We start from the raw sequence: 12265 nt of genomic DNA, 5'->3' as shown, positions 1-12265 counted from the left end.
AGCTGTACAAACGGTAAAGGGGCCGCCTCTTTCGAAGCAGCCCCTTACCTGAATGGATAGGTTTTTAGCCTTTTTTCAGAACTTCACGTCCAAGAAGCTCGGCGATCTGAACCGCATTCAGAGCAGCACCCTTGCGCAGGTTATCGCTGACACACCACAGGTTCAGACCGTTATCCAGGGTCGAATCCTGACGGATGCGGCTGATGAAGGTTGCAAAATCACCGACACATTCGACGGGCGTCACGTAGCCGCCGTCTTCGCGCTTATCGATCACCATGATCCCTGGTGCTTCACGCAGGATGTCACGGGCCTCATCTTCATCGAGGAAGTCTTCGAATTCGATGTTGATCGCTTCGGAGTGACCGACAAAAACCGGCACCCGCACGCAGGTCGCGGTGACCTTGATTGAGGGATCAACGATCTTCTTGGTCTCAGCGACCATCTTCCACTCTTCCTTGGTCGAGCCGTCGTCCAGGAAAACATCGATGTGCGGGATCACGTTGAAGGCGATCTGCTTGGTGTAGACGCTCGGCGGTACGTCCTGTGTCGGGTTGTAGACCGCTTTGGTCTGATCCCACAGTTCGTCAATCGCATCTTTGCCGGAGCCGGACACAGACTGATAGGTCGACACCACGACGCGTTTGATCTTGGCACGATCATGCAGCGGCTTCAGCGCCACAACCATCTGCGCGGTGGAGCAGTTGGGGTTGGCGATGATGTTCTTCTTGGCATAGCCGTGCACCGCCTGCGGGTTCACCTCAGGCACGATCAGCGGCACGTCATGATCATAGCGATACAGCGACGAGTTATCGATAACGACACATCCAGCCGCAGCCGCTTTCGGCGCGTATTTCTTGGTGGCGTCGGAGCCAACGGCAAACAGCGCCATATCCCAACCGGCGAAGTCGAACGTGTCCAGATCCTGGGTCGTCAGTGTCTTGTCGCCGAATGTAACTTCGGTGCCGAGGGATTTGCGGCTCGCCAGAACTGCAATCTCATCCACAGGAAACTGGCGTTCCGCCAGAATATTCAGCATTTCGCGACCCACGTTGCCCGTGGCGCCCGCGATAACGACGCGATAACCCATTTTGTTTCTCCAATTGTATCCGGCCTCGTGACCGGCTGCGGTGTCTTATCGGGAAAGCCCGCGCGAGGGAAGGCTAGATCAATCCAAGCTGTCGCGGCTGAGCAGATATATTGCGCACCCGGCCGCCAGAAACGCGAGGAGGAAACCAAAAATGACAAAATACGGTAAGGAAAGCTCTGCTCCGGTTGTTTCCGCATGCAGACGCCCACTGGCGAACTGCATGATTCCCACGCCGCCAATGCCAAAGAAGTTGAGCATGGTCACCCCCCGCCCCACCAGATGCGGCGGCACAAAGGCGCGTCCCTGCGCCAGGATGACCGGGAAGGCCGCACCGAAAAACCCAACCGCCGCCATCAGAACCACGACCAACGGCACTGGCCCGTCAATGTACAACATCAGGCCACCCAGCGCCGCACAGGCCAGAAGATTACCGCCAAGCACCACACCTTTGCGTGTTCCCAAAAGCCGATCCATCGGACCATAGGCAAAGGTGCCGAGAATCATCGCAACCCCCATCACCAGACTGGCAACCCCGATCGCCTCAGATCCAAGGCCAAAGACATCACTCATATACGGGCCGATCCACAAGCCACGGAGCGCCGCCGACGGGGCATAGGCCACAAACATCATGATGAATATCGGCCAAAGCACAGGCATGCGCAGAATATCCAGCACCGAGCCCTTCGGACCATCGCTCATCTCAACCCGCGCCGGGTCCTTGACTGTGAGGGCAATACCAAGCGCTACCGCAGTCGAGATCCCCGCGAGCCCAAACAATGTGCCGCGCCATCCCAGCACCTCAACCGCAAGCGCGGTTGGATAAGACGCCACCAGGTTCCCTAGGGAACCAACACCCAGCATCAAGGCCGCCAGTGTCGCAAAGCGGCGCGGCGGATACTCCCGCGCGAATATGTAATAGGATGCCATGAGGACAGGCGAACATCCCACCCCGATCAGGACCATCGCAAGGCTGATGTGAACCGGCTGGCTGGCCAGCGCAAACACCAACGTCCCGCCGCCGCCACCCAGCAACAACAACGCTGCGGCAGTACGGCTTGGCCCGATACGATCCAGCGCCCACCCCACCGGCAGCTGCATGACGGCGAAGGTCAGGAACCAAAGCCCGGAGGCAAAGGCAAGATCCTCAGGCGAGGCGCCCAGATCGGTTTGAAGGGCAGAACTGAGCACTGCCAGAAATGCGCGAAAGAACTGGCTGAGCACATAGCCCAGACATAAGATAATCAGCCCCACCTGCATTGACCCCCCCCCGAATGAGCTGCGCGACCCCGGCACATGACCCGGACCGGAAAATCTGATCGGTCCACAGTGGCGATTTCGCACCAATTCACAAGAGCGCGAAACCACTTAGCCGTGATTGGTCGTGCGTCACTGTCGCGCTACGCTATGATGTCTGCAGGATGAACGGATCGCATATGACACAGGATGGTTTCTACCAAAGCCTCTCGCCCAGCCGCGATTTCGCCGGCCTGACACGGGCGGGCGCTTTTACACCGCTGCCCAGAGACTGGATGGTGGGATGCTGCGATATCGTCAATTCCACCGATCTGATCGCATCGGGGCGCTACAAAACGGTGAATACCATCGGAGCCTCGGTGATCGCAGCCATGATAAACGCCTTGCAGGGTGTGCCGTTTCCCTATGTGTTTGGCGGTGACGGGGCCTCCTTTGCAGTTGGTCCTGAACATGCCGACATTGCCCGTGACACCTTGGCTCGCTTGCGCAGCTGGGCCAGTGCGGAGTTTGATATTGACCTGCGGGCGGCTCTGCTCCCGGTGTCTTGGATCCGGGCCGAGGGGCTGGATGTTGCTGTGGCGCGCTATGCTGTATCCGAAGCCGCTGACTATGCGATGTTCGCGGGTGGTGGCCTGAACTGGGCCGAACGGCAAATGAAGCTCGGCGGCTTTGAAGTGCCGCCCGCCCCCCTGCCCGATCCACCGGATCTGACTGGCCTGTCCTGCCGCTGGAACACAATTCCGGCCCGCAACGGCCTAATCCTTTCGGTGGTGGTGCAACCCGAACCGACCGCCTCTGCCAAGGATTTTGCAAAAATTGCCGGTGATATTCTCGCCGTGGCGGATCAGCTCCAGCGCAATGGCCATCCGGTACCGGAAGGGGGGCCAAGCTTCAGCTTCCCGCCGCCGGGCCTTACCCTTGAGGCCAAGATCTCACGCGGGAAAACAGCTCTGATCCTGCGCAAGGCTCAGCTGTTTATTCAGACAACATTGGCCGCGTATGCCCTTAGCCGAAAGCGCCCGCTAGGCAGTTTTGATGCGCAGCATTATCGCAGGATGCTGGTGGCCAATGCCGATTTTCGCAAATTCGACGATGGCCTTAAGCTGACACTCGACTGCCCGCCACAAGTGCGCGACGACATTACGCGAATCTTAGAGAAAGCCGCGACCGCCGGTCATGCCCGATACGGGCTCCACGAACAGGATGAGGCGCTGGTGACCTGCATTGTTCCATCGGTGATGCGTGACGATCACGTCCACTTCATCGATGGCGCCTCTGGCGGCTATACCCAAGCCGCGCTGCGGATGGCGGCCTCAGGCCAGACGACGGCCTGAGAACCAGCCCGACCCGCCGTCCAGCTGCGGGTCTCAGACCGGTTGGAAGTTGCCGCTTCGCGGTTCATAGCACTCCAACCCGCCTTCGCCGATATCAGTCCACAGACCATGCAGGCTCAATGTGCCATCACGTACGGCACTGTCGATGAACGGGAAGGTCATCAGGTTTTCAAGCGATGCCACAACCGCCTGACGCTCAAACTGACGCGCCTGGGTATCGGTATCCTCAATATCCTCAACCAGGGAAAATTTCGGTTTCAGGATATCCATCCAACGCCCGACGAAGCTCTCCTTGGCATCCAGGGCCGGCGCGTGGCCTTTGCACATATCGATGCAGCCCTGCACGCCGCCGCATTGTGAATGACCCAATACGATCAGATGCGCCACTTTCAAAACGGTGACGGCGTATTCGACGGTCGCACTGGTCCCGTGGTGGTCACCGTCCGGCTGATAGGGCGGCACCAGATTCGCGATATTGCGGTGGATGAAGAACTCGCCCTGATCGGCGCCAAAAATCGAGGTGACATGCACCCGGCTGTCACAGCAGGAGATAACCATCGCGCGCGGGCGCTGGCCCTCGCTGGCAAGCCGCCGGTACCAGCCCTGATTGTCGCTATAGGTCGTGGCTTTCCACCCGTGATAGCGCGTCACCAGATAGCTCGGCAGGGGTTTGGCAAATTGCATCTGTTGTTCCTCGATTGACCTCTGGCAGGTCTGTTACCAAGGATTGTTAGCAAATTCGAGAGATTTGACCACCTGCTTGGAAACCTTTTGACAACTTCTGAGGCGCAAGTTTGGCCCGTGCCGTGGGGGCATGAATAAATGGGGTTTAATGTGGTGGCTCAAATACTCACTGTAATACACAAAGAAAACGTGCGCCTGGACTCCGACAAATTGTCGGATCTCTATGCGCAACTTGGCGAAGCAGGGGCCGAAGATGTGGTCTGTCGCGCGATTGAGGAACTGGCCGTGCGCCTGTCTCATTGCGAACGGCTGTGGCGGCAAAACGATATGGCCAACCTGCGCAAAAGCGCACGATCGCTGATCGCTATCGCTGATCAGATAGGAATGACAGCTATGGCGCGGGTGGCCCGTGACGTGACCGGGGCAATTGATATCGACGATTTCGCTGCGGTGTCTGCAACCCTGTTCCGACTGATGCGGATAGGCGAGCGGTCCCTGACTGCCGTCTGGGAGCAACAAGACCTTTCAGTCTGACGCGTGATCCTGGGGGGACACGTGCTCAGATACGTCTGACAGCGGATCTGCCGCCGACGGAGCCTGTCTCCACCTGTCAGACCCAAGGTAGACTGCGCACCACCGATTGGTTTCGTTGTGACCTATATAATGCGTCCGGGCTCTTTCCAGGGCCCTTATTGGCGTTCTATCCACAACAATTCACCGGTGGCACCCGCTGGAAACAGCGGGTCGCCCCGGCAATTGCAGGGCTTGCAGACAGCGCTGTGGCAGATACTGTGACGATCAAATCGCCCCCCGAGCCGGAGTATCCTGCTATGCCTTCTGCCAAGCATCCTGCCTTTGCCAAACCGGACACTGCAAGCATCGCTTTGCATGTGCTGGATCAGAAGAGCTGCGAGGGTTGGCTGGCCAAAGCACCGGCGGAGACTGCGACCTGGGCGCACGCCAACGGGTTTAGCGGTGCCATTGGGCAGGTCCTTACCCTCCCGGACAAAGATGGTCAGCCACGGCAGGCCTTGGTCGGATATGGTACGGAGAAAGACCGCGCGCGCCGCCGCTTTATCCTGGCCGGTGCACTGTCCAAACTGCCCAAGGGCACATACCTTCTCGCCGAAGGCATTGCCCAAGAGGACCGCCCGGCAGAGTGCCTGGGTTGGCTGCTCGCCCAGTACAGGTTTGACCGCTACAAAAGCGGGCGAGACGCCGAGACACATCTGATTGCGCCCGAGGGTGTGGATCGCGCCCGGCTCGAAGCGCTCGCTGCGGGGGAGTTCCTGACGCGGGATCTGATCAACACACCTGCGGCAGACATGGGCCCGGCAGAGCTGCAGGACGCGGCACAGACCCTTGCCGACCAACATGGCGCAAGCCTCGATGTGATCGCAGATCAGGACCTTCTGGCGCAGAATTTCCCGATGATCCATACCGTCGGCCGCGCCTCTGACCGCCGCCCACGCTTGCTGGAGATGCGCTGGGGCAGCACCGGCCCCAAGCTGACACTTGTGGGCAAAGGCGTCTGTTTTGACACTGGCGGACTGAACCTCAAACCCGGCAGCAGCATGGGGCTGATGAAGAAAGATATGGGCGGCGCGGCCAATGTATTGGGACTAGCCCATATGATCATGGCGCTGCAGCTGCCCGTCGCGTTACGTGTGCTTATCCCGGCGGTCGAGAACAGTGTCTCTGCCAACGCGTTCCGCCCCGGCGATGTGCTGACCGCCCGCAACGGGTTGACCGTCGAGATCAACAATACCGATGCCGAAGGTCGGCTGGTTCTGGCCGATGCGCTGGCCTATGCGGCGGAGGACGCGCCGGATCTATTGATTTCCATGGCAACACTGACCGGTGCGGCCCGCGTTGCCGTCGGTCCGGATCTCGCGCCGTTTTATACAGATGTTGACGCTGATGCGGATGCCATCAACGCGGCAGCAGCTACGGTCGCCGACCCGGTCTGGCGCATGCCCTTCCACGCCCCTTATGAGGCAATGATCGAGCCGCAGATTGCCGATCTGGACAATGCGCCCAGCGGCGGTTTCGCTGGCTCAATCACCGCAGCCCTGTTCCTGCGCCGTTTTGCCGGAGAACACCGCTACATGCATTTCGATATCTATGGCTGGACCCCCAGCGCAGCCCCGGCGCGCCCCAAAGGCGGTGCATTGCAAGGCGCGCGCGCTGTGTTCGAGGCGCTCCCTCAGATGCTGAAATTCTGAAGGATAGGACGATGGATCCCCGCCGCACGCCCGCAAACGACCGCGTAATCGCCGCACATCTGGCCTTGGATGCCAATGGCAGGAAAATCGTTGAGGGCCAACCTGCACAGATTTGTCTGCCGGTCGTAAATCTCCTGCGGCGCCCGGACGGACCAAGAGACCGGCAACTGCTGCTCGGGGCTGAAATCACCATCTATGATGACCACGACGGTTGGGCCTTCGTGCAGGCCGTTGCGGATCGCTACGTCGGCTATGTGCCGACCGCCTCGCTCGGGCAACTCCCCGAGCCGGTTACGCATCGGATCTGCACCCCGGCGACCCATGCCTATAGCACTGCAGATATGAAATCCGCAGATCTCTGCAGCCTCAGCCATGGCAGCAGGCTGCGCGTCTCCAGCCTCGGCGAGAAATTTGCCGAAACAGATCAAGGCTACGTCCCCCGGCATCATCTGCAGCCAATTTCGCAGACCGACAAGGATCCGGTCGCCGTTGCGCAGCTGTTCCTTGGGACCCCTTATCTATGGGGCGGCAACAGCCGCTGGGGCATCGACTGCTCTGGCCTAGTTCAGGCGGCGATGCTGGCCTGCGGGGTGGCTTGCCCCGGTGACAGTGACCAGCAAGAGCATGAGTTGGGCGACAATATCCCACTTGGCAACGCAGCCGTCCCCACCGATCTGCAACGAGGTGACCTGCTGTTCTGGAAGGGACATGTGGCACTGATGCAGGACCCTGAAACCATGATCCATGCAAACGCCTATCACATGGCCGTCGCATTGGAGCCGGTTGCTGATGCCATAGAGCGGATCATGTCACAGGGAGATGGACCGGTCACCGGCCATCGGCGCGTCATCCTCTGAGACACAGCCCGCCGCCATGCGGCCGAGTGTCAGTTCTTCAGGTCACTGATCTGATCAGCTTACGCTCAAGTACACGCAGCACCATTCGCAGATCATGTCCACGTTTCAGGATCTGACCATCCATGCCAACAACCGCGTATTGTCCTTGCCGGTTGCGCAGCTTGGGCCGCTTTTCGATCCGGTACAATGGGTGCTCAGCCGTGCGGCGAAACACCGAAAATACAGCCAGATCCCGCAGGGTGGAAATGCCGTAGTCCCGCCATTCCCCGGCGGCAACCATACGACCATAGAGCGACAGGATCACCGAAAGTTCGGTCCGATGAAAGGCAACCTGCTGCGGGTCAGAAAACGATGAGAAGGGCTGCACTTGGTCAAAGCTCATATCAACAGGGTCGCGCCAAACAGCCCGTAAATCAAGCATTATTGCTGATCCACCGTGCCGCGCCGCCCTCAGGACGGCGAAAGTTCGGGCACGACGGACCGCGTATCCAGACCAATGATCTGCTCAAATGCCGCGCGACCGGGCGTCGTCAGCAACAGCCCCCGTTTAACGGACTGGCGCTTCACCCACCCCGCATCCAGCGCGTGGGACAGCAACTGACGCCCCAAAGCACCTGAAATATGCAGACGCCGTTCTGTCCAGTCCATACAAGGGCGGGCAAATGGCTGCCGTCCCGGCTGGTCAGGCAGCACCACACCAAGCCTGTCCCATTCTGTCGCCGGGATCACCTCAAACCCACCGTTGCGCTCAACCAGAAGGCCCAGCTCAATGAAACGCGCAGTCATCGCCACTGCCAGCGGGCCCGCAAAATGGTCGTAGCAGCTACGGAGCGGAGCCAACTGACCCGCCTTGCGCTGCTGTGCACGATGCAGATGATCCGATGGCGCAATCGCCGCAAGCTGTTCGAGGGTATGGGCCACCTCCGCACTGGCCAACCGGTGAAACACACAGCGCCCGCGCTTTTCGGCCACCACCAGACCTGCGGACTGCAACATCTGCAAATGCGCGGTGGCAGTGGGCGGGGTGACACCAGCGGCTGAGGCCAGCTCCTTGTTGGTGTAGGACCGTCCATCCAGCAATTCGCACAACATACGAGTGCGGCTGGCATCGGCCAGGGCTTGGCCCAGAATATCAAATCGTGGCGTACTCATGAACAGAGACTAACCCAACGCCCGGGATCAGGCCCAGTACAAACATTTCGCCCGCCGTCGAAGTGTTCGCTGTTGGAAGTCCGTTTGCGCATTAACCGCGATCTAACCCGATCCGCCTAATCTGACGGCCTTGCGACACATCTGGTTAGGGAAACAGCAGGCGATGACACTCCACCTGACAAAGGACAGCACCCACCCGGCGCGGGTCGCCGCAGTGTCTCCGAACACCCGCCAACTTCTGATGCCCCTCTTCGCAGTGTTGAGTAGTCTGTTGCTGATGGCGGCATTGCTGTTGCTCGCAGGCAGGGTTGCGGCAGAAAGCCCCGCACCAAACAAATATGTTGCCGAGCGCATCGCCCTGATGAGTAGCCAGAAAAAGGCGCTTCAGGATCTCACCGCAATGACGCGGGATTATATCGCGTTTGATCGGTCCGGCGCCCGTGCGGCACGACGCAGCCTGATCCGGTCGACACGCCGCATTCCGCGCCATTTCCGCCGCGACGTGACAGATCTCTCGTCCCACGCGCGTGGTGGCATTTGGACGAACTGGACTGATTTCAAACGCCATGCCGATGATGCTGAAAAAGCAGCGCGCGCGCTGAATACCCGCTCCGCCTCAGGACTAAGACGCAGTTTGCCAAGGCTGATCTCTGCCTGTCACAACTGCCATCAGATCTATCGAAACACGCCAAGAGAATTCACCACCCACTAAGGCCGCGATCGGTCCGTCGCACCAACTTTAAGCAGACGCGCCATAACGGGCGAGGAATGTGGTGATCGCCGCATCGACCACCCGCTCCCGCTCCTGCAGTCCGATCTCAGCTTCGATATTGAACAGCAAGCGCAAGAACATATCCGCGCGGCACAATTCGGCAAACTGATCCGCAGCCAGATCCAGATCGTCGATCTTCAGTTCGCCACGTGATGTTGCCTCCGCCAGATACTCTCGCAGCTGGGACCGAACGGTCGCAGGCCCGCTTTCATAGAACCGCCGCCCCAGGTCGGGAAACCTGTCCGCCTCGGCAACGCAGATGCGAAACATCTTCACGCCAAATTCCGACAGGATCACTGAGAGGATATGATGACCCGCCTCGCGCAGCGCCGTCTCAGGCTCGTAACAGCCTGACGCGATGGTCACCGCCCTATCCGCCTGACGGGCACACCCGTGGCGGGCAACCTCCATGAACAGCAGCCGCTTGTCCGGAAAATAGCTGTAGAGCGTCGCCTTCGAAACACCGGCTTTGCGGGCGATATCATCAACGCTGGCGCCTTCAAACCCATGGGCCATGAATACATCCCGCGCGCCCTGAAGCACCTGGTCATATTTTCGGCCCTTACGGGGAATGGCGGCTGGCTGGTTCATCCATACTCTCTGCTGTGGCGTCGGGTGCGACCGGATCTGTCGCAGATCTCGGGTCCAATCTACACATTCGCAAACGAGGTCAAGCGTTGCCTCACGCCCATTTGTAACACCTTGATAGCCTGTGAGTTAGCGCTCCGGACGCTGAAGGGAAATAAACCTGCCGTCAGAACGTTGCGACACAGGCAACAGTTCTGCCACCAGCACGGCTGCGCGCCAGACCCATCGGCATTGCAGTGCCGGTGGATAGGGCAGTGCGTGGAAACCCAAGTGCCAGGTTCGATACGGGACCGAACACTCGTTCCCGGCGGAGACAGAACCCTCTTTCCGCGTTGGTCAATTCAGGTTACCAATTGCGGCGATGCTCGATATATTTCTGAGAACACTTCCGTTTTTTGCAATTATTGGCCTTGGATACTGGGCCGGGCGCAGCCGTTTCTTCTCCGAGGAGGCAACTGCGAGCCTGACCAAATTTGTCTTCTACTTTCCATTGTCGGCGATGATTTTTCGGTTTGCCGCCAATCTGTCCTTCTCCGAAATCTTCGACCCCCGGCTGATCCTCGGTTACCTGTTGGGCACGATGGCGGTCTATGTCCTGACCACGCTGATAGCGCTTCTGCGGCGTCTAGATATGCAGACCGCCGCGGTTGAGGCGCAATGTGCAGCCATCGGCAATGTCGGTTTTCTTGGCTTGCCGATGATGGTTCTGCTATTCGGTCCTGCCTCAGTAGGACCAATGATGCTGATCCTCAGCGTCGATCTGGTGGTGTTTTCCTCCCTGATCGTGGTCCTGATAAACGTCGGGCGTGGCAGCGGGGTCGGCCGCGATACGCTTCGGCTGGTTGGGCGGGGGCTGCTGCAGAACCCGATGATCCTGTCCATTTGCGCCGGGCTGATATGGTCGGCGTTAGCCCTGCCGATCCCGACGCCTGCCAATGCGTTTCTGGCGCTGCTTGGCGATGCGGCAACGCCGGGCGCGCTCTTTGCCATCGGCGCCTCTCTGGCGTCGAAATCTGCAGAACGGGTCCAGATCGCCAGCTGGCTCAGCTTTGCCAAACTGGTGTTGCATCCGGCCGCCGTGGCCCTCTGTCTACTGCTGCTGATCCCGGTCGATCCTTATGCCGCGGCGGTTGCAATTGCCGCCTCTGCGCTGCCGGTTGCTGGCAATGTCTACATGCTGGCCCAGCACTATGGCGTCGCACCGCATCGGGCCTCCGCCGCAATTCTGCTCTCAACGACCCTCTCCATCCTGACATTGCCGATGGTGATCGCCTGGGTTTCAGTCCTGACGCTGCCCTAACAGGGGCCAAGCGCCCTGATGGGCAGATCAGGCCAGCACTTCAGACCGTCAGAGACGGCAGTCTTCAGGTTTTTGCAATCATATGTCGCAAAAACAAGAGCCGCAGGCGCGCAGTCACTGGACGCTATGGCTGACCACAGGTAGCGATAGACCAACAAGGAACAAAGGAGTCGCCTCATGGAAACCGTCTCGGAAAATGCCGCCTTCGGAGGCGTGCAAGGCGTCTATCGCCATGCCAGCAGCAGCACCAATTGCGACATGACCTTTGGGCTGTTCCTGCCGGAGGAGGTCGCCGATGGCCCGGTGCCGCTGCTGTGGTATCTCTCCGGGCTGACCTGCACCCATGAAAACGCGATGACCAAGGCCGGGGCGCAAGCCTGGTGCGCCGAACAGGGCATCGCCATGGTTTTCCCCGATACCTCCCCCCGTGGCGAAGGGGTCGCCGATGATGAGGCATACGATCTGGGTCAGGGCGCTGGTTTCTACGTGAATGCCACGCAGGCCCCCTGGGCTCCGCATTTCCAGATGTGGGACTATATCACCGAAGAACTGCCCGCTCTGCTCGGTGAACAGTTTGCGCTGGATATGGACCGCCAGTCGATCACCGGCCATTCCATGGGCGGACATGGTGCGCTGACGATGGCGATGAACCTGCCGGGCCGGTTCCGGTCGGTGTCGGCCTTCGCACCGATCTGTAACCCCTCCGCCAGTGACTGGGGTCGCAAACAGCTGTCTGCATACCTTGGCGCAGACGAGGCGGCCTGGGCCCGTCACGATGCCACCCTGATGATGCAGGACAGCGGCTTTGACGGGCCTATGCTGATCGACACCGGAACATCAGACCAGTTTCTCGATCTGCTGCAGCCCGAAGCACTGGCGCAGGCAGCCGCGGCGCGCCGCCAGCAGGCGGTTTTGCGGATGCAGCCCGGCTATGACCACAGCTATTTCTTTGTCTCCACCTTCATGGAGGATCATGTCTCCTTCCATGCCGAAGCGCTCTACCGGGGCTGAA

The 12265-nt window shown here is 59.7% G+C and carries 13 protein-coding genes; 7 read left to right on the top strand and 6 right to left on the bottom strand.

Annotation, left to right across the window (positions count from 1 at the left end; genetic code table 11):
- Nucleotides 1-64 precede the first annotated feature (64 nt).
- Nucleotides 65-1087: an aspartate-semialdehyde dehydrogenase gene (locus D1820_RS13785; protein WP_024095654.1), complete on the bottom strand. Its 1023-nt coding sequence runs from the start codon at nucleotides 1085-1087 to the stop codon at nucleotides 65-67.
- A 78-nt stretch (nucleotides 1088-1165) separates the two neighbouring features.
- Nucleotides 1166-2344, bottom strand: a complete 1179-nt coding sequence (locus D1820_RS13780) for an MFS transporter (protein ID WP_118069446.1) — start codon at nucleotides 2342-2344, stop codon at nucleotides 1166-1168.
- Nucleotides 2345-2520: 176 nt separating this feature from the next.
- On the opposite strand from D1820_RS13780, the gene D1820_RS13775 reads away from it, so the two are divergent.
- Complete coding sequence (locus D1820_RS13775) at nucleotides 2521-3675, top strand: DUF3095 domain-containing protein (protein WP_096870375.1); 1155 nt, start codon at nucleotides 2521-2523, stop codon at nucleotides 3673-3675.
- A gap of 33 nt (nucleotides 3676-3708) precedes the next feature.
- Here D1820_RS13775 and D1820_RS13770 read toward each other — a convergent pair whose 3' ends face one another.
- Nucleotides 3709-4359, bottom strand: coding sequence for a carbonic anhydrase (locus tag D1820_RS13770; protein WP_096870374.1), 651 nt, complete (start codon nucleotides 4357-4359; stop codon nucleotides 3709-3711).
- Between the two features lie 138 nt (nucleotides 4360-4497).
- Between D1820_RS13770 and D1820_RS13765 the strand changes: the two genes are divergently transcribed.
- From D1820_RS13765 to D1820_RS13755, 3 genes are all read left to right on the top strand, one after another.
- Nucleotides 4498-4893, top strand: a complete 396-nt coding sequence (locus D1820_RS13765) for a hypothetical protein (RefSeq protein ID WP_192870574.1) — start codon at nucleotides 4498-4500, stop codon at nucleotides 4891-4893.
- A 296-nt stretch (nucleotides 4894-5189) separates the two neighbouring features.
- Nucleotides 5190-6584 carry a M17 family metallopeptidase gene (locus D1820_RS13760; RefSeq protein ID WP_118070222.1) on the top strand — a complete coding sequence of 465 codons (1395 nt, stop codon included), beginning with the start codon at nucleotides 5190-5192 and terminating at the stop codon, nucleotides 6582-6584.
- An 11-nt stretch (nucleotides 6585-6595) separates the two neighbouring features.
- The gene (locus D1820_RS13755; RefSeq protein WP_118069445.1) at nucleotides 6596-7441 is read left to right on the top strand and encodes a C40 family peptidase; all 846 of its coding nucleotides are present in this window, start codon (nucleotides 6596-6598) and stop codon (nucleotides 7439-7441) included.
- Between the two features lie 37 nt (nucleotides 7442-7478).
- Here the strand turns inward: D1820_RS13755 and D1820_RS13750 are convergent, their stop codons facing one another.
- Both D1820_RS13750 and D1820_RS13745 read right to left on the bottom strand, forming a co-directional pair.
- Complete coding sequence (locus tag D1820_RS13750) at nucleotides 7479-7823, bottom strand: DUF2794 domain-containing protein (protein WP_173677666.1); 345 nt, start codon at nucleotides 7821-7823, stop codon at nucleotides 7479-7481.
- A 68-nt stretch (nucleotides 7824-7891) separates the two neighbouring features.
- The gene (locus D1820_RS13745) at nucleotides 7892-8593 is read right to left on the bottom strand and encodes a helix-turn-helix transcriptional regulator (protein WP_175304790.1); all 702 of its coding nucleotides are present in this window, start codon (nucleotides 8591-8593) and stop codon (nucleotides 7892-7894) included.
- Between the two features lie 163 nt (nucleotides 8594-8756).
- On the opposite strand from D1820_RS13745, the gene D1820_RS13740 reads away from it, so the two are divergent.
- Nucleotides 8757-9305 (top strand): cytochrome c, encoded by a 549-nt coding sequence (locus tag D1820_RS13740; protein WP_118069443.1) that lies wholly within the window; start codon nucleotides 8757-8759, stop codon nucleotides 9303-9305.
- 27 nt (nucleotides 9306-9332) lie between these two features.
- On the opposite strand, the gene D1820_RS13735 is transcribed toward D1820_RS13740, so the two are convergent.
- Complete coding sequence (locus D1820_RS13735; protein WP_040171633.1) at nucleotides 9333-9956, bottom strand: TetR/AcrR family transcriptional regulator; 624 nt, start codon at nucleotides 9954-9956, stop codon at nucleotides 9333-9335.
- Between the two features lie 358 nt (nucleotides 9957-10314).
- Between D1820_RS13735 and D1820_RS13730 the strand changes: the two genes are divergently transcribed.
- On the top strand, nucleotides 10315-11253 hold the full coding sequence (locus D1820_RS13730) for an AEC family transporter (protein WP_118069442.1): 939 nt from the start codon (nucleotides 10315-10317) through the stop codon (nucleotides 11251-11253).
- 177 nt (nucleotides 11254-11430) lie between these two features.
- On the top strand, nucleotides 11431-12264 hold the full coding sequence (gene fghA, locus D1820_RS13725; protein ID WP_040178089.1) for an S-formylglutathione hydrolase: 834 nt from the start codon (nucleotides 11431-11433) through the stop codon (nucleotides 12262-12264).
- The last annotated feature ends 1 nt before the right edge of the window (nucleotide 12265 follow it).

Origin of the sequence: Phaeobacter sp. LSS9 (assembly GCF_003443595.1) — a bacterium.
Taxonomy (GTDB): domain Bacteria; phylum Pseudomonadota; class Alphaproteobacteria; order Rhodobacterales; family Rhodobacteraceae; genus Phaeobacter; species Phaeobacter piscinae.
The sequence above is the reverse complement of the archived record's forward strand: the minus strand, read 5'-3'. Positions and strand labels throughout refer to the sequence as shown.